Raw genomic sequence first — 17,179 nt, forward strand, 5'->3', positions numbered from 1 at the left:
AGCCAATAACTCATCATCAGCTATATGAAAAAGCACCTGTTCATCTTATTCTTTCTGCTTGGCGCCACTGTTGCAGTGGCCCAGCAGAGGGCAATATCCAGTCAGTACATGACGAACTATTTCCTGCTGAACCCGGCGGTGGCCGGGTATGAAAAGGACCTGAACGTGAAAGCGGGTTTCCGGAACCAGTGGGTAGGGTTTGAGGGCGCGCCCAAGACATTCTACGTGAGTGGGGAAACGGCGCTCTTCCAACACCAACGGTCCCGCGGAAACCGCAGAAGGCTCAAAGCCTTTCACGGGGCCGGCGGGTACGCCTACACCGATAAAACCGGCCCTACTACCCGGTCGGCGGTGCTGGCGTCCTATGCCTACCACGTGCCTTTGAGCCGCGAACTGTTTCTTTCCTCCGGCGTTTTTGCCGGGTTTCAGCAGTTCAAGTTCGACCCTAACAAGGTACAATTGGCAGACAATTCAAACGGCATTGACCCGGTAACCAGCAGCGGCATGATCAACTCCTTTATGCCCGACCTCACCATTGGTACTTTTCTGCACAGCGAGCAGTTTTATGTAGGCATTTCTTTGTTTCAGGTACTGGGCAACAAGATATTTGAAGCCGAGAATACCACCGATGCCAGCCGCTTAACCCGGCACTTGTACATGTCTGGGGGCTATAATTTTGACGTGCAGAAGAACATCACTGTGTCTCCCTCCCTGCTGTTGAAATATGCCGGCCCCGCCCCGCTGCAGGCAGACCTGAACGTGAAAGGTATTTACAGCTTCACCAAGCGGAAGAAAACCAAAGCGGATGACCAGGTATGGGCCGGCCTTTCTTACCGTACCCAGGATGCCCTGGTAGGCCTGGTGGGTTGTCAGTTTCTGGGCCAGTACCAGGTGTCTTACTCCTATGACATCACGGTCTCCCCGATGCGCAACTACAGCTCCGGCTCCCATGAGATTATGGTGGGCTACCGCCTGAAAATGTAACCTAGCGTACCAATGCCAGCACTAAACTCCCGGTGCGTTTTAAGCCTGTTTTTAGGAAAACAGGCTTAAAACGCACCGGGAGTTTTCTTTTTTTACCCCTCTTGTGACGTGCTAAATAATTTGACACGCTACATAAAAAGGACAAAGACCATACAGCCTTGGCGCACGCGTCTATTGGTGCCGGTACGCATTTTTAGAGGCTTTATTCTCTTTTGAATGCTTCTCTCCTTCTTTGTCATCCTGGAAGGATCTTGGTAGCGAACGGTAATGGCATTGAATACACGTTACTTCCATCCTCCCACAAGGTCCTTTCAGGATGACAAAAAATATAATAAGGAACAGGAAGGCAATAACTAAGGAAGAGTATTAATTATCTATATGTGTGGACCTAAGCCGATGTCTGTGCTATCTGTTTGGGTGGGTTTGACCGAGAGCTACCTGAGCTTTGCGCACAAATAAGCCCGGTTCTGTTTTGGGCCTGTTTTTTAGAAAACAGACCCAAAACAGAACCGGGCTTATTAATAAATCCTTAGCAGGAGGATACTCCGCCGAAGATCTTTTAACTCATGAACTGCTTAGTTCTTGGTGAATTTAAGGGCTACGGAATTGAGGCAGTATCTTAGGCCGGTGGGCTTGGGTCCGTCATCAAACACGTGCCCCAGGTGACCACCGCAGCGGGCGCATAGTACCTCGGTGCGCAGCATCCCATCACTGGTGTCTGGTTCTTCCAGCACAGCCGCGCTGTTGAGGGGTTTAAAGAAACTGGGCCAGCCGGTGCCAGAGTCAAACTTGGTATCTGAGCTGAACATGGGGTTTCCGCAGGCGGCGCAGGAATAGATGCCTTTCTGCTTGTTATTGTTCAAAGGTCCGCTGAACGCCCGCTCGGTGCCTTTTTCGCGGAGCACATAATACTGCTCAGAGGTCAGGATCTTCTTCCACTCTTCATCAGTCTTGGGCAAGGCATCCAGCAGGTTGGTGCGGTTCAGGTTCTGGGTTTGCTGCGCGGTGAGCGTTTGCTGGCCAGAGGAGGCCGTGGTGCGGGCGGGTTCCTGCTGCGCGCAGCCAGAGAATAGCCAGACAAAGGCCAAAAGGGAAAATATGATGGGAGTTTTCATAACACTTCTTCTAAATGGGTAAGAGACATTCACGCTATTATATACGACAGGGCCCTACTGCCCGGATGTAGGCTTTCCGGCCTTCTTCTGGGCCAGACCAGCCGGCCACGGAACTTAGCCGGAAGGCTTTCTGTTTCTCCTAACAACTAAAGAACCCCGTAAGTTATTGGACAAAAGCACTTTTTCATATTAATTATAAAAAAGCGCCGGAAAACCACTACCTTTGCGGGCTGAAAACAACCTCTGAATGCAAAGTATCCGCAACATCGCGATTATTGCCCACGTGGACCACGGTAAGACCACGCTGGTAGACAAAATCATCCACGCCTCAAAAATTTTTGACGCCCACCAACACTTCGACGACCTTATCCTGGACAACAATGACCTGGAGCGGGAGCGCGGTATCACCATCGTTTCCAAGAACGTATCGGTGCGTTACAACAATGTTAAAATCAACATTATTGATACGCCTGGTCACGCCGACTTTGGAGGTGAGGTAGAGCGCGTGTTGAAAATGGCCGACGGTGTTCTTTTGTTGGTAGATGCCTTTGAAGGCCCTATGCCACAGACCCGTTTCGTGCTTGGTAAAGCTATCCAGTTAGGCCTGAAGCCAATTGTGGTGGTAAACAAAGTGGACAAGGAAAACTGCCGTCCAGACGAGGTACACGAAATGGTCTTCGACCTGATGTTCAACCTGGACGCCACCGAAGATCAGTTAGATTTCGTGACCCTGTACGGTTCCAGCAAGCAAGGCTGGATGAGCACAGACTACCTGAAACCTACTGATAACATCATCCCTCTTTTAGATGCCATTGTTGACGTCATTCCTCCGGCTCCTTCTGAGCAAGGAACGCCTCAGATGCAGATCACTTCTTTGGACTACTCCTCGTTTGTGGGTCGTATTGCCATTGGCCGTGTGAAGCGTGGCACCATCACCGAAGGCGCTAACATGAGCCTTTGCAAGCGTGACGGTTCTATCAAGAAAGTAAAAATCAAAGAACTTCAGGTATTTGAAGGCCTGGGTCGCGTGAAAGTAGAATCTGTTTCTGCTGGCGAGATCTGTGCCGTAACCGGTATTGAAGGCTTTGAAATTGGCGATACTCTGGCGGATTTTGAGAACCCAGAGCCATTAGAGCGCATCTCTATTGATGAGCCTACCATGAACATGTTGTTCACCATCAACAACTCTCCTTTCTTCGGGAAAGAGGGCAAGTTTGTAACATCGCGCCACTTACGTGACCGTCTGTTCAAAGAGATGGAGAAAAACCTGGCTCTGCGTGTTGACGAGACCGATAAAGAAGATACCTTCTTAGTGTACGGACGTGGTATTCTCCATTTGTCTGTACTGATTGAAACCATGCGCCGCGAGGGCTACGAATTCCAGGTAGGCCAGCCACAGGTTATCTTCAAGGAAATTGACGGCCAGAAAATGGAGCCAATGGAGCACTTGGTGGTTGACGTTCCTGAAGAATCTGCCGGTAAGGTGATTGAGTTGGTAACCCAACGTAAAGGTGACCTGACCATCATGGAGCCGAAGGGCGACTTACAGCACTTAGAGTTCAACATTCCTGCGCGTGGCCTGATTGGTCTGCGTAACAACGTGTTGACTGCTACTGCTGGTGAGGCCATCATGAACCACCGCTTCCAGAGTTATGAGCCTTTCAAAGGCACTATCCCGGGTCGTATCAACGGTTCGTTGATCGCGATGGAAACTGGCCCAGGAACGGCTTACTCTATTGACAAACTTCAGGACCGCGGCGTATTCTTCGTTGATCCGGGTGAAGAGGTGTACATGGGCCAGGTAATTGGAGAGCACTCTCGCCAGAATGACCTGACGGTGAACATCCAGAAAGGAAAGCAGCTGACCAACATGCGTGCTTCCGGCTCTGACAACAACGTGAAGATTGTTCCTAAGAAGCAATTCTCTTTGGAGGAAGGCATGGAGTACATCCAGAAAGATGAGCTTTTGGAGGTAACGCCTAAGAGCATTAGAATGCGTAAAATCTACTTAGACGAGAACGAGCGCAAGCGCTGGGGAAACAACTAAGCAGCCTATTTTATAGATAAAAGAAGAAGCCCGGCCAAATGGTCGGGCTTCTTCTTTTATGGGTGTTTTGGAGCTGTTTTTGGCAAAAGGGGCTAGAAACGAAATCCCTACCCAAAAGCGACTCTCCTTTTCTCAGCATTGCTCAGCGTAATCAACTCCACCACCCTAATTACATCACGCGCCTGTTCAGGGGTAACGGCCAGCGGGGCTTCCCCCACAATAGCTTGGTACACGTTTTCATAGAAGCTGCGGTAATGACCGGTTTCACTTTCAATTTTGCCCTGGAAGTGCAGCCCTTTGTGTTCGGTGTTGAGGTGGCCCCAGATGCTTTCCGGCTCTACGCCCCAATCAGGAGCCAGGTGCGGGAGCAGGCCGTCGTTGAGGGCTTTCTCCTGCACGTCCATGCCGTATTTCAGGAAAGAGCCTTGGTCGCCATGCAGGGTGTAACGCGGGCTCAGCTCGCGCACCAGCAATCCCGCTGAGAGCGTAACTGTGACTTGATCATAGTAAAGGTGGGCTTCAAACTTATCTATCACGGGGCTTTGGGGCCGCTGAATCCGGACATCGGCAGAAATCTCATTGGGCTTCCCGAACAGCACCAGCGCCTGGTCAATTAAATGCGAACCCAGGTCAAAGACAATACCGGAGCCGGGCGTGTCTTCCTCTTTCCAGGTGTTGCCTTTTAGGGTGGGCCGGAAGCGGTCGAAATGGGCTTTGTACTCTACCAGGTTGCCCAGCATGCCGGTATTTACCACTTTCTGTACCGTCTTGAAATCACTGTCCCAGCGGCGGTTGTGGTATACCGTAAGGATTTTGTTTTGCTGGCGGGCCAGTTGGATCAGTTCATCGGCTTCCTGGGTGGTGGTGGTAAACGGCTTTTCCACCACCACGTGCTTTCCAGCCAGGAGCGCCTGTTTGGCCAGGCTGTAGTGCGAGGTGTTAGGCGTGGCCACCACCACCAGGTCAATAGCCGGGTCATTCATAATATCATCGGCCTGCGCAGTGATCTGGGCCTGGGGATAGCGGCTGTGGGCAATCTGGATGTTTTCTTCCCGAGACTCCCGTATTCTTATCAGTTCTAACCCGTCTACTAACTGAATGAAAGGTCCATGGAAAATGCGGCCGGCCATCCCGAAGCCAATCAGGCCTACTTTTATTTTATTTGTTGCTGTCTCACGCATGCTTATGAATGTATAATATCTACTGATAGCCTGTTCCCAGATCAAACATACGGCAAAAGCTTCTCTCTTCTACCCGCCACTTTCCTGGGGTTTAAAAATGGCAGTATTTATAGTGAGACCGCCCCGTATTTATACCAAAATTTTGTACAAAATACCCACTCCCGATTTGTGGAATTACCTAACCCAAACTTTTGATTAGTGCCTTTCTATACTCATAATCAGGTATTTTTAGAAATTTCATGGGCAAAAGGGCAACAATCTGCCCAAATAAAGTAGACATCTCTGGATAATTTATATCTTTGTACATATTATAATTATCAACAGTAATGAAAAACGGTAAAGTAAAATTCTTCAATGATTCCAAAGGTTTTGGCTTCATTAAAGACGCAGAATCCAATGAGGAGTATTTCGTACACGTGTCTAACCTAGTGGACGAAATCAGAGAAAATGATGATGTAACTTTTGAGCTGAAAGAAGGCCGCAAAGGTTTGAACGCTGTAAATGTGAAACTTGCTTAAGTTTTAATATATATCAGTTCTCTAAAAGGGCCTCACCATCGTGAGGCCCTTTTTTATTCCATTTGGTTCCCTGCTTGCCTGTCTTATGCCCTGCTCCTCCGCCCACTTCATGCAGCCCCCAGTAGTAAGGGAAGCGGCGCAGAAAGGTCAGTTTTTTTTACAGTATCTGGCGTAAAACTCGTCCAACTTACCGCTTCTTTCAGTAGATTACATAATGAAAGCTGTACTACTGGTTTAAAGGAGTTTCGTTCCTTTTTGTAGTGCCCACTTTCATTAGCCTGATTTCTTTACCTTTTATTTTTCATGCGTCCGTTTAACATCCTTTTTCCCTCTTTGCTGCTGTCTGCCGGCATCGGCTTTTTCTCCTGTTCTAAGCCAGATGCTAAGAAGGAGGCAGGTTCTGCCGCCTCGGTGGCGCCTATTGTCAACACCGCCAGCCAAACCGTTCCGGCTGCCCCGCAGACTACCGCCCAGGCAACCGAGACTGCTTCTCCGGCCGCTGAGAGTAAGTCTGCCACTGCCGCTACCATTCTTGCCAGGCCGCAGGTACCAATTCTGTGCTACCACCAGATACGCGAGTGGAAAGCGAGCGACGGCAAGGTAGGCAAAGACTACATTGTGAAGGTTACTGAGTTTAAGGCCCAGATGAAGATGCTGGCCGACAGCGGGTACCATACTATTCTGCCCGACCAGCTGCAGGACTACCTCACCAAAGGTACGCCCCTGCCCTCTAAACCCATCATGCTCACCTTTGATGACACCAAACTGGACCAATACACCGTGGCCAAGCCCGAGCTGGAGAAGTACGGTTTCAAGGGCGTGTTCTTCATCATGACCGTTTCCATCGGTCGGCCTAACTACATGACTAAGGCACAGATCAAAGAATTGTCTGATGCCGGGCACGTGATTGGCTCACACACCTATGATCACCATAATGTAAAGAAATACCAGGGCCAGGACTGGGTGACCCAGATTGAGAAACCCACCAAGCAGTTGGAGGCCATCACGGGCAAACCTATTAAGTACTTCGCCTACCCATTCGGTCTCTGGAATCCAGAGGCGATCCCAGAGCTGAAAAAACGTGGTTTTGACGCCGCCTATATCCTTGCCACCAAGCGTGACCCTAATGACCCGTTGTATACTATTAGACGAATTATCGCTAGCGGCTACTGGAGTTCCAAAGGGCTGCACAATAGCATCAAGAATAGCTTTTAAGTAGTGTAGTGGCAATCACTGTTGATTGCTTAGACAAGGCAAATATGAATGGGCAGCCATAAAGGATTGCCCTATAAACCAGAAAGCGTTTCGGGGCTGTTTTTGTTAAAACAGCCCCGAAACGCTTCTTCTTTTAATAGCCATTGATCCAGGCCCAAGTGTCTGCCTGGACTCGCCTGTATATCGGTTTCTACTTCTTCTGTTTCACTTTATTTGTCATCCTGGAAGGATCTTGCGGGCGAACGGAAGTAGCATGTATTCAATGATATTACCGTTCGTTACCGAGATCCTTCCAAAATGACAACAGATAAGGAAGGGTCCTTTCAGGATGACAATTTGTTTAAGGAATCATCTGACTTCCTAAAAACGAACAACCAATAACTAGCACTTCTCCAACGCCTGCAGAATATCATTCAGAATATCATCCACATACTCCAAGCCTACGGAGATCCTAATCAAACCGGGAGTAATACCTACGGCTTGGCGTTCTTGCTCAGTGAGTTTGGCGTGGGTGGTGCTGGCGGGGTGTGAGGCAATGCTGCGGGTATCGCCTAGGTTGGCGGTAAGCGACATCAGTTTGAGGCTGTCCAGGAACTTTCGCCCACTATCCAGCCCGCCTTTCAGCTCAAAGCAGAACAGTCCGCCGCCGTTTTTCATCTGCTTTCTGGCAATCTCCATTTTGGGGTGCGAGGGCAGGAACGGGTATTTCACGCTGGCCAGTTTGGGGTGGTTTTGCAGTTTGGTGGCAATGGCCAGGGCGTTGGCCGCGTGGCGTTCCATGCGCACATCCAACGTCTCCAGACTTTTGCTCAGCACCCAGGCGTTGAACGGCGACAAGGCTGGGCCCGAGCTTCGGCAGAACAGGAAAATCTCTTTGATCAACTCCTTCTTACCCACTACCACGCCACCTAGCACGCGCCCCTGGCCGTCAATCCATTTGGTAGCCGAGTGCACCACCAGATCAGCTCCGAACTCAATGGGCCGCTGGTTCACTGGCGTGGCAAAGCAGTTGTCTACGTTAAGGATGATGTTGTGCTTTTTGGTGAGCTTGCCAATCACTTCCAGGTCCAGAATATCCAGGCCGGGGTTGGTAGGCGTTTCAATGTAGAGCATCTTGGTGTTGGGCCTGATGGCGGCTTCCCACTCCTCGGGGTTGTCAGCGGACACATAGCTATACTCAATGCCGTACTTGGGCAGGTATTTGGTAATGATAGTATGGGTACTCCCGAAGATGGAATTACAGGCCAACAGATGGTCGCCGGCTTTCAAAAGGGCCATAAACGAGGCAAACACCGCACTCATGCCAGAGGCCGTGGAATGACCCGCCTCCGCTCCTTCCAGCACGCACATCTTGTCTGTGAACTCCTGCACCGTGGGGTTGCTGAACCGGCTGTAGATGTTATCATCCGTCTCATCGGCGAAGGCAGCGCGCATGTCCTCGGCGTTGTCAAATAGAAAGCTGCTGGTCAGGAACATGGGCGTGGAGTGCTCCATCTCATTGGTGCGTTCTGTCTGCAGCCTGATGGCCTGGGTAAGTGGGTGGTATTCCATTTGGTTAATGTGCTAATTGGGTATCACGTATCAAGTAGCAAGACACATGATTTTCTTGAGGATGAAATTTTATGTTTTCTAAGACTTCCCCTTGAGGAGGTGTTTACAACTTCAGAGGTTATTATTCCTGATTCTTCCTCCTGTTTTGGGCCTGTTTTTCTTGAAACAGGCCCAAAACACCATTCTGTTCTCATCTCAGGACTCAGGACACAGAACTCGTTACGCAGTAACCTTCACTTCCCAGGTAATCTCCGCCCCGGCTCTACGCAACGTCTCGGCTACGGAGCAGTATTTTTTCATGGAGAGTTCGCAGGCGCGCTCGGCTTTGGTTTGGTCAATGTCGCCTTGCAGGTCAAAGATTACGTGAATGGTTTTCCAGAGCGACGGTTCTTTGCCGGCTTCGCGCTCGCCAGAGATATCCATTTTAAACGCGGTCACGGTCTGCCGCTGCTTCTTCAGGATCATAACCACGTCTATGCCGCTGCAACCGCCTAGGGCCATCAGGAGCATCTGCATGGGCCGTACGCCGTAGTCCTGTCCGCCGCCTTCCCGGCTGGTATCGGTGCCAATTACGTGGCCGTTTGCGTCTTTGGCATCAAAACCATAGTCGCCGGCTACCCGGTTCATCTCAATTCTTATCATATTTATTACGGTTTTAAACCTGTAGCTATTTACTTTGTAAAAGTTAAAGGTACTACATGAATTATTTTCAATACAACCAGCCTTTTGAATTAGAAGGCGGGCAAACGCTTCCAGCACTCACCATCGCTTACCACACCTTTGGTACCCTCAACGCAAAGAAAAGCAATGTGGTCTGGATTTGCCATGCCCTTACCGCTAATTCAAACCCGCTGGATTGGTGGGACGGAATTGTGGGCGAAAATAAAGTCATTGACCCGACCAGGCACTTCATTGTCTGCGCCAACATACTGGGCTCCTGTTACGGCACCACCGGCCCTTTGAGCATAAACCCTGAGACGCAGCAGCCTTATTACAATACCTTCCCGCAGATAACCATCAGAGATATGGTGAAAGCGCATACGTTGTTGCGCGAACATTTGGGACTGGAGAAAATCCATATTCTAGGAGGCGGCAGCTGTGGCGGCTATCAGGTTCTGGAATGGGCCTTGACCGAACCTGATGTGGCAGAGAACCTCTTCCTGTTGGCTACCTCCGCTGCCGAAAGCACCTGGGGCATTGGCATTCACACCACCCAGCGCCTGATGCTGGAAGCCGATGGCACTTGGGGCCAACCTACCCCGGAGGCCGGCAGCAAAGGCCTGAAAGCGGCCCGCGCCCTGGGCATCCTCACTTACCGAAATTACCAAATACTGGCCCAAAACCAAACCGACCCAGACCCCGAGAAACTGGACAACTACCGTGTGTCTTCGTACCTAAATTATCAGGGTGATAAACTGGTAGCCCGCTTCAACGCCTACAGCTACTGGTTCCTCACCAAGTCCCTGGACAGCCACAATATCTCGCGTGGGCGCGGCGGCCATCTAGAGACCGTGCTGGCCGGCATTCTGCAAAAGACCCTCATCATTGGCATTAGTAGTGATATCCTGTGCCCCGTACAACAACAGCAGTTCCTGGCCCGCCACCTGCCTTACGCCACCTACGTAGAGATTGACTCCAACTACGGCCATGACGGTTTCATCATTGAAGGCGAAAAAATCTCGCACCATTTCTCCCACTGGCTAGCCGAAGTGGAAAAGCAGGACCCCGTTTCCGGCTCCATGCAGCAGGTGTAGTTTAGCAAGAATTTCGACAGGGGTTCTACACAGCAGACTCCCCCTTTGAAGGGGGCAGGAGGATGTTTACATAGGAGAGAAAACAGCAAAAGAAGGAAATGCGCTCGGACAGGTCAAGCCCTGTCCCTACGGCAAAAGGGCATAATTCTGTTTTAGGCCTGTTTTCCGGAAAACAGGCTTAAAATATCCCTACCGCCTTCAGCAGGATTCTCAAGCTCCAGATAATCACCAGAGACCCTACGGCGATGAACATGGTTTTGAGGGGCAGTTTACCGGCCAAACGGGCCGCGATGGGCGCCGCTATTACTCCGCCTATGATTAGGCCCAGAATGATGGGCAGGTGCCCCAGGCCCAGCAGGGCGAAGAAGGTTAAGGAACTGGCCAGCGCCACAAAGAACTCCGTAATACTCACTGACCCGATGACAAACCGCGGGGTGCGGCCTTTAGAAATAAGCGTGCTGGTCACCAGTGGGCCCCAGCCCCCACCCCCAAACGAATCCAGGAAACCACCGGCGCCGGCCAGCAGTCCCGCCTTCTTTATTTTCTTGCGTTCCTTCGTTTTCCTGAACGCGTTGTATACAATTCGGGCGCCCAGAATCAAGGTGTAGGTGGCCAACACCGGCCGTACATACCCGGCGTACTCCTCCCCCACCCAAGACAGCAACATAGCCCCCAGGATCGCGCCAATCACGCCCGGTATCAGCAGCACCTTGAACAGTTTCTTATTGACGTTCCCGAACTTGTAATGACTGTAGCCCGAGGCCCCGCTGGAGAAAACCTCTGCCGTATGGATGCTTCCGCTGATGGCGGGCAGGTTCACACCCAACGACATTAAAATGGTGGTGCAGGTAACGCCATACCCCATGCCCAGGGCGCCGTCTACCAACTGCGCCACAAAGCCGGCCATGATCATCCAGTAAAACAGCGGGTCAATGGAAGTGGCAAAATTTCCTACCTCCTGCAAAGAAAGATAAGGCGAAAGTACCAGCCCCAGCGTGGTAAAGAGGAGCGCAAATAAGCCTAAAAAGGCAATCTTCCCGAATCTCCCCGACGGTTGCTTCCTGGCGGCAGTAGGTTCGGTGGCCAGTACTTTGGTGATGTCGTTAAGCTGGGTCACCTTGGCGGAGAAGTCTCCTTTGAGGCGGTTGCGGATGAGTTGCAGGTTATCCAGCACCTGGTCCAGTTCCTCGGGCAGTGCGTCATGAAAGGTTTCTTTCAGGCGCTTGGCCAGCGTAGGCGACTTGCCATTGGTAGAGATGGCAATCTTGAGGTTGCCTTTCCTAACCACGGAGCTCAGGTAGAAATCACAGAGCTCAGGCTGGTCCGCCACGTTCACCAGTTTGCCCTGACGCTTGGCTTCCAGGCTAATCTCGCGGCTAGCCTGGCGGTCATTGATGCCCACAATCACCAGATCGGAGCCAGCCACGTCTTCCGGGCTGAACGCCTTGGCTACCAGCGAGATGTTCTCGTTCTCCAGGGCTAGCTGCAGCACCTCCGGGCTGAACTGAATGGCTACTACTTTAATGGTGGCCCGGGGCGAATTCTGCAGCAGAGCCGTCAGTTTCTCGGTGCCCACGTAGCCCCCGCCCACCACCAGCACGGTTAGGTGCTCCAGTTTCAGGAAAACCGGGAACAACTCATTTTGCTCTTTCAAAGTGGTAGTGGACATTGGTGATTGCTATATTGTTGATTGCTGATTGTTAGTTTGTTCTTCTGGCGCGAGTCTCCAGACTCGTGCAGACTCAGGGAGTCAAGGTCTGTTTTCAATTCTATGGCGCGGAAGTCACTTATAACTTCTTGAAATGAAAGACCAAAATACCGGTTTCGCTTCTTGCGCAGCGAGGGTAGTCTGGAGACTACCCAGCATCCGTAGTCACGACTCTAAAGACTCGCGCCAGCCATAGCAGATACTTTTCCGTTTTGGGCCTGTTTTTAAGAAAACAGGCCCAAAACGGAAAGTCACTTCTACTATACCAACTTTCGGTTGGCGAACTCACTGAAGCGTTCACCCGGAATGCGTTCCTGTTTGAAAGTGGCAAACACCTGGTCTAGCTCTTCCAGAATGGAGGTTTCATCCACGTTCTCGCGGTAGATTTTGTTCAGGCGCTCCCCTTGCGCGTCTGCGCCTAACTGAAGGTTGTAGCGGCCGGGAGCCGTGCCTACAAATCCAATCTCGGCCATATAGGAACGGGCGCATCCGTTGGGGCAACCGGTCATCCTGACAATAATCTCCTCGTCCTGCAAGGCGTGTTTCACCAGCAGTTCATCAATCTTGGTAATGAGGTGAGGCAGGTAGCGCTGTGCTTCGGCCAAGGCCAAGGGGCAGGTGGGCAGGGCCACGCAGGCCATGGCGTTCTTCCTGAGCAGCGAGGCCCCTTCTGTGTGCAGCACAATGTTGTATTTTACCAGAATCTGGTCAATAAGGGCTTTGTCTTCCGGGGTGATGTCACTCAGGATCACGTTCTGGTTGCAGGTAAACCTGAAGTTGGCTTTGCCGGTCTGGGCCACCTCCAAAAAAGCAGATTTCAAGGCCGCATTTCCCTCATCTACCACGCGTCCGTTCTCCACAAACACGGTGTAGTACCACAACCCTTTGTCGTTTTGCTTCCAGCCGTAATGGTCTACGCGGCTACGGAAGATATAGGGCCTTGCCGGCTCCAGCGCAAACCCAATACGGCTTTCCAGCTCCTTCCGGAAGCCGTCTACCCCCATGCGGTCAATGGTGTATTTCACGCGGGCCTTCTTGCGATCTGTGCGGTCGCCAAAATCACGCTGCACGGTTAAGACCTCATATACGGCCTTGAACAGCTTCTCATCAGACTCCTGGGTACTCACAAAACCAAGTACCGAGGCCAGCCTGGGGTACGTGTCAGGGTTACCGTGGGTAGAGGACAGCCCGCCGCCTACGGCGATGTTAAAGCCCAGCAATTCATCTTTCTCAATGATGGCAATAAGCCCCAGATCCTGGGCAAACACGTCGGCGTCATTGTTAGGCGGGATGGCCAGGCCAATCTTGAACTTGCGGGGCAGGTAGCGGTCCTGGTAGAGCGGGTCTTCCTCTTCTTTCTTGTCTATGATTTTCTCGTCTTCCAGCCATACCTCATAGTAGCCACGGGTCTTGGGCAACAGGTACTCACTTATGCGATCGGCGTACTGGTGCACCTGCTCGTGCAGCGGAGACTCCAGCGGGTGTGCCGTGGCCACCACGTTCCGGTTCACATCGCCGCAGGCGGCAATGGAATCTAGCCCCACCGCGTTAAAGGCTTTGTGCGTGGGGCGGGTACGCGACTTTACAATGCCATGCAACTGAATGGTCTGGCGGGTGGTGATTTTGATGACGCCCGTAGAGTTCTCGCCGGCAATGTGGTGCGTGGCTACCCACTGCTCCGGGGTAAGGAAACCACCGGGCAGGCGAAGCCTGATCATGAAAGAGTACAGGCGGTCCAGTTTTTTGGCGGCGCGTTCCTCGCGGCGGTCGCGGTCGTCCTGCTGGTACATGCCGTGGAATTTAACCAGGGCCTGGTCATCTTCCCTGATGGCTCCTGTGATTTCATCCAGCAGGCTTTCATTGAGCGTGCCTCTTAAACCGTCGCTTTCCTCTTTGATGCGCTCAATAGGCGACAGATTCTTTTTATCAATTGACATGGTAAACCGGTCTTTATAATGGACAGGAAGCATGCCTCCTGCAGTTATTTCTAGTGGGTTGTTTTGGGCCTATTTTTCAGAAAATAGGCCCAAAACAGATTCTTTTCAAGTACTTCTTCGTCCCCCTTCGGAGGGGGTAGGGGGAGGATTATTCATGCAGATTAGTCCTCCCGAGAAGCCATTTCTCTTCCTCCGTTGGTTCGGCAATCGGTTTCTCATCTGGCCTTGTCGTCCCTCTACCCCCTTCAAAGGGGGACGGAATGCGTAAACTTGAAGCAGGTGCAATTAATAGACATCCTTGAGGTAGCGGCCTTCTTCCTTGAGTTTGTCCAGGAAGCTTTGCGCATCTTGGGCAGACAGGCCGCCTTGCTGGGCAATGATCTGGAGCAGGGTGTTCTCCACGTCTACGCTCATGGGTTCTTTGGCCCCGCAGACATAGAAATACGCCCCTGAACTTATCCACTCATAGACCGCGGCCGCGTTTTGGAGCATCTTGTGCTGCACGTATATCTTCTCTTGCTGGTCACGTGAGAAAGCCACGTTCACCTTATTTAGCACGCCGGTCTCGGCCCAGCTCTGGATCTCGGTTTGGTACAGGAAGTCGGTGGCGAAGTGCTGGTCCCCGAAGAAAAGCCAGTTGCGGCCCTCAGCGCCGGTGGCATCACGGTGCGCCAGGAACGCCCGGAACGGGGCCACGCCGGTGCCCGGCCCCACCATGATGATATCCTTCTCAGGGGCAGGCAGCTTGAACTGGTGGTTCTTGTGGATGTAGAACTCAAACTGGGCATCTTCCGGCAACTCAGAAAGATAATCTGAGCAATGGCCGCACTGCTCCTCCTCGTTCACCCTGAACTCGTCGCGGGCCACCGTCAGGTGCACCTCGCCGTCAAAGGCCTCCAGGGACGAAGAAATAGAATACAGGCGGGGCGTGATGGGCTCCAGAATCTGCAGTACTTCCTTGAACTGATCGGTGTCCTTGACCGGATAGATTTTGAGCAGGTCCAAGAGGTCAATTCTGGTAGCCGGGATATTCTGGTTGACCACCTGCGCGTACTGTTTCACCACCCGCTCGGGCAGGAAAGTCACATTCAGTTTTCTTGAAAGCAGCTCCTGCGCCGGGTAGGTGTTGTTCCGGAAAGCGATAGGCGTCTCAGGGGCCAGTTCGGTGACTTTTAAGATGGCAGTAACCGTAGCAGGCTTATTCACGGGTACCACACCCAGCGCGTCGCCGGGCTCGTATTCCAGTTCTTCGGCGGCAATTTCTATATGATGCGTTTTTTTCCGGGAGCCGGTGTCATTGAGCAGCAGGTTGGCCAGCACGGTACCGGTATAGGTTTTCTTGCCGGCTTTCTTTACCGCTGCTGCCCCATTCACCTGGTCGGGGGCTGCGGCTGGCGCCGATGAGGTGAGGGCCTGCAGCACGCTCTGGAGCCAGGCGTTGGCCTCGTCCTCAAAATCCACATCACATTTCTGAATGGGCGTAATGCGGTTGCCGCCCAGGCGCTGCAGTTGGGTATCTACGTCTTCGCCGGCCTTGCAGAACAGCGGGTAAGAGGTATCGCCCAAGGCGAGGACGCTGTACTTGAGTTTACTCAGTTTGGTATCCGTCTGGTGAATATGGTCATAGAATTTCTGGGCCGCCGCCGGGGGCTCGCCTTCGCCCTGGGTGCTTACCACGGCCAGGAAGTATTCCTCCTTCTCTAGGTCATTGAGGCGGTACTGGTCCAGGCTGACCACGCGGGTATTGATACCGGTCTTCTTGGCCTTGCTGGCGAACTCAGTGGCCACCCGCTTGGAGTTACCGGTCTCGGTGCCGTAGGCAATAGTCACGCGGCCCACCACCGGCTTGGCAGCGGCGGCCACCACTTCGGGGGCGGCTTCGGGCAAAGCTATTCCCTGGGAAATAAGCCCGGCCAGGTATCCGTTCATCCAGATCAACTCTTCTTTGCTGGACTGACCTACTAGGGCCTTAAGCGCATTTAATTTTACTTCTGCTAACATGGCAATCACTAATTATTGTAAGACCAAGCTGACTTGTTCAGAGACCGGCTTGAAGTAATATTCTCTAGTTGGGTTGTTGGTGAACCACTTGAACTCCTGGTGCAGGTTCACCACCTTGCCTATGATCACCAAAGAGGGCGACACAAACGTTTTACCGGCCAGGTTCTGCTCAAAGTCATACAGGCTGCTCACGTGCACGTGCTGCAGCGGCGTGGTGGCCTGCTCTACCACGGCCAGTTGCTTCTCCTCAGAAATGCCGTGGCGGGTCAGCTTCTCTACCACCTCTCCCAGCCGCTCACTGCTCATGTAGAACACCAGTGTGTCTTCGGTCTGGGTCAGTTCCTGCCAGTAGCCGTCCGTGAGTTTGCTATAGGTGTAGAAGGTCAGGAACCTAACGGCGGTGGAATGCTGCCGCGCCGTGAGCGGAATGCCCGCATAGGCCGCCGCCCCCAACGCTGCCGTAATGCCTGGTATGATCTCATAGGGAATCTCATGCGCCACCAGGGCCTGCAGTTCATCCAACACATTGGAGAAAATGGAGACATCGCCGCCTTTGAGGCGCACCACCTGCTTGCCCAGTAACCCGAACTCCACCAACAGCTCATTGATAGTAGCCTGCGGCGTGGTACCATAGCTGCGACACTGTTTACCCACGTACACAATCTGGGCGGTGGGCGCGGCGTAGCGGTGCAGGATCTCCTCGCTCACCAGCCGGTCTACCAGAATCACCTCTGCCTGGGCCAGGGCTTTCACCGTCTTGATGGTGATCAGATCCGGGTCGCCGGGGCCGGCCCCGGCGATGATCACTTTTCCTGTTTTCTGGTGTGTACTCATTGTTTTGTTGGTTGGTCCAATTTCCGGTAAGGGGAAATGGGTAAGTTTGGTGGAAGGAGCGGTTCTGTTTTGAGGCAGTTTTCTTAAAAACAGGCGTAAAATGGTATTTCCCCTCCTTGGCCTGTCTGGGGACAGGCCAACTCGTTTCTGGTTCCTCGGGCTGTCAGGGGACAGACCGAGATGATGTATAACCAGAGAAATCACTGGGAACAAAGGCAAAAGGCTGTAGGGTCCCCTCCTCCGCTTCCTGTTTTGGCCATTTAATTCACAGCCAAAGGCTTAAGAAGGGCTAAACAGAAGGGGGAGGCTAAAAATAAACGGCTGTTTTAAGGCT

General features: G+C 52.2%; 13 protein-coding genes. 5 read left to right on the plus strand and 8 right to left on the minus strand.

The features are described from left to right. The first annotated feature begins 24 nt into the window (after nucleotides 1–24). Entirely contained in the window at nucleotides 25–984 is a 960-nt protein-coding gene (locus TH63_RS13980) for a PorP/SprF family type IX secretion system membrane protein (protein ID WP_048921480.1), read from the plus strand. 575 nt (nucleotides 985–1,559) lie between these two features. On the opposite strand, the gene msrB is transcribed toward TH63_RS13980, so the two are convergent. After that, the gene (gene msrB / locus TH63_RS13985) at nucleotides 1,560–2,099 is read right to left on the minus strand and encodes a peptide-methionine (R)-S-oxide reductase MsrB (RefSeq protein WP_048921481.1); all 540 of its coding nucleotides are present in this window, start codon (nucleotides 2,097–2,099) and stop codon (nucleotides 1,560–1,562) included. A 247-nt stretch (nucleotides 2,100–2,346) separates the two neighbouring features. Here msrB and typA point away from each other — a divergent pair, with 247 nt between their 5' ends. Then, nucleotides 2,347–4,146 carry a translational GTPase TypA gene (gene typA, locus TH63_RS13990; RefSeq protein WP_048921482.1) on the plus strand — a complete coding sequence of 600 codons (1,800 nt, stop codon included), beginning with the start codon at nucleotides 2,347–2,349 and terminating at the stop codon, nucleotides 4,144–4,146. A 107-nt stretch (nucleotides 4,147–4,253) separates the two neighbouring features. Here the strand turns inward: typA and TH63_RS13995 are convergent, their stop codons facing one another. Then, the gene (locus TH63_RS13995) at nucleotides 4,254–5,327 is read right to left on the minus strand and encodes an oxidoreductase (protein WP_048921483.1); all 1,074 of its coding nucleotides are present in this window, start codon (nucleotides 5,325–5,327) and stop codon (nucleotides 4,254–4,256) included. Between the two features lie 326 nt (nucleotides 5,328–5,653). Here TH63_RS13995 and TH63_RS14000 point away from each other — a divergent pair, with 326 nt between their 5' ends. Both TH63_RS14000 and TH63_RS14005 read left to right on the plus strand, forming a co-directional pair. Beyond that, complete coding sequence (locus TH63_RS14000; RefSeq protein WP_048921484.1) at nucleotides 5,654–5,845, plus strand: cold-shock protein; 192 nt, start codon at nucleotides 5,654–5,656, stop codon at nucleotides 5,843–5,845. 303 nt (nucleotides 5,846–6,148) lie between these two features. Next, the gene (locus TH63_RS14005) at nucleotides 6,149–7,060 is read left to right on the plus strand and encodes a polysaccharide deacetylase family protein (protein ID WP_048921485.1); all 912 of its coding nucleotides are present in this window, start codon (nucleotides 6,149–6,151) and stop codon (nucleotides 7,058–7,060) included. Nucleotides 7,061–7,441: 381 nt separating this feature from the next. Here the strand turns inward: TH63_RS14005 and TH63_RS14010 are convergent, their stop codons facing one another. Both TH63_RS14010 and TH63_RS14015 read right to left on the minus strand, forming a co-directional pair. Beyond that, complete coding sequence (locus tag TH63_RS14010) at nucleotides 7,442–8,611, minus strand: O-succinylhomoserine sulfhydrylase (RefSeq protein WP_048921486.1); 1,170 nt, start codon at nucleotides 8,609–8,611, stop codon at nucleotides 7,442–7,444. 219 nt (nucleotides 8,612–8,830) lie between these two features. After that, complete coding sequence (locus tag TH63_RS14015; RefSeq protein WP_048921487.1) at nucleotides 8,831–9,253, minus strand: OsmC family protein; 423 nt, start codon at nucleotides 9,251–9,253, stop codon at nucleotides 8,831–8,833. A gap of 56 nt (nucleotides 9,254–9,309) precedes the next feature. Between TH63_RS14015 and TH63_RS14020 the strand changes: the two genes are divergently transcribed. Beyond that, entirely contained in the window at nucleotides 9,310–10,365 is a 1,056-nt protein-coding gene (locus TH63_RS14020) for a homoserine O-acetyltransferase family protein (protein WP_048921488.1), read from the plus strand. A 178-nt stretch (nucleotides 10,366–10,543) separates the two neighbouring features. Here TH63_RS14020 and TH63_RS20865 read toward each other — a convergent pair whose 3' ends face one another. The 4 genes from TH63_RS20865 to cobA form a co-directional block, all read right to left on the minus strand. Beyond that, complete coding sequence (locus TH63_RS20865) at nucleotides 10,544–12,034, minus strand: TSUP family transporter (RefSeq protein WP_048921489.1); 1,491 nt, start codon at nucleotides 12,032–12,034, stop codon at nucleotides 10,544–10,546. Between the two features lie 299 nt (nucleotides 12,035–12,333). Further along, nucleotides 12,334–14,010 carry an assimilatory sulfite reductase (NADPH) hemoprotein subunit gene (gene cysI / locus TH63_RS14030; RefSeq protein ID WP_048921490.1) on the minus strand — a complete coding sequence of 559 codons (1,677 nt, stop codon included), beginning with the start codon at nucleotides 14,008–14,010 and terminating at the stop codon, nucleotides 12,334–12,336. A gap of 285 nt (nucleotides 14,011–14,295) precedes the next feature. Further along, nucleotides 14,296–16,011, minus strand: coding sequence for a diflavin oxidoreductase (locus tag TH63_RS14035; protein ID WP_048922855.1), 1,716 nt, complete (start codon nucleotides 16,009–16,011; stop codon nucleotides 14,296–14,298). Between the two features lie 12 nt (nucleotides 16,012–16,023). Then, nucleotides 16,024–16,845 carry a uroporphyrinogen-III C-methyltransferase gene (gene cobA, locus TH63_RS14040; protein WP_048921491.1) on the minus strand — a complete coding sequence of 274 codons (822 nt, stop codon included), beginning with the start codon at nucleotides 16,843–16,845 and terminating at the stop codon, nucleotides 16,024–16,026. Nucleotides 16,846–17,179 lie beyond the last annotated feature (334 nt).

It is taken from the genome of Rufibacter radiotolerans, from assembly GCF_001078055.1.
In the GTDB taxonomy this organism is placed as follows: domain Bacteria; phylum Bacteroidota; class Bacteroidia; order Cytophagales; family Hymenobacteraceae; genus Nibribacter; species Nibribacter radiotolerans.

Bases quoted from the DNA above. Each gene is read 5' to 3' on its own strand.
- TH63_RS14010 (WP_048921486.1), bottom strand. From the start codon at position 8,611: ATGGAATACCACCCACTTACCCAGGCCATCAGGCTGCAGACAGAACGC.
- TH63_RS14015 (WP_048921487.1), bottom strand. From the start codon at position 9,253: ATGATAAGAATTGAGATGAACCGGGTAGCCGGCGACTATGGTTTTGAT.
- TH63_RS14005 (WP_048921485.1), top strand. From the start codon at position 6,149: ATGCGTCCGTTTAACATCCTTTTTCCCTCTTTGCTGCTGTCTGCCGGC.
- cysI (WP_048921490.1), bottom strand. From the start codon at position 14,010: ATGTCAATTGATAAAAAGAATCTGTCGCCTATTGAGCGCATCAAAGAG.
- TH63_RS13995 (WP_048921483.1), bottom strand. From the start codon at position 5,327: ATGCGTGAGACAGCAACAAATAAAATAAAAGTAGGCCTGATTGGCTTC.
- cobA (WP_048921491.1), bottom strand. From the start codon at position 16,845: ATGAGTACACACCAGAAAACAGGAAAAGTGATCATCGCCGGGGCCGGC.
- msrB (WP_048921481.1), bottom strand. From the start codon at position 2,099: ATGAAAACTCCCATCATATTTTCCCTTTTGGCCTTTGTCTGGCTATTC.
- TH63_RS14035 (WP_048922855.1), bottom strand. From the start codon at position 16,011: ATGTTAGCAGAAGTAAAATTAAATGCGCTTAAGGCCCTAGTAGGTCAG.
- typA (WP_048921482.1), top strand. From the start codon at position 2,347: ATGCAAAGTATCCGCAACATCGCGATTATTGCCCACGTGGACCACGGT.
- TH63_RS14020 (WP_048921488.1), top strand. From the start codon at position 9,310: ATGAATTATTTTCAATACAACCAGCCTTTTGAATTAGAAGGCGGGCAA.
- TH63_RS20865 (WP_048921489.1), bottom strand. From the start codon at position 12,034: ATGTCCACTACCACTTTGAAAGAGCAAAATGAGTTGTTCCCGGTTTTC.
- TH63_RS14000 (WP_048921484.1), top strand. From the start codon at position 5,654: ATGAAAAACGGTAAAGTAAAATTCTTCAATGATTCCAAAGGTTTTGGC.
- TH63_RS13980 (WP_048921480.1), top strand. From the start codon at position 25: ATGAAAAAGCACCTGTTCATCTTATTCTTTCTGCTTGGCGCCACTGTT.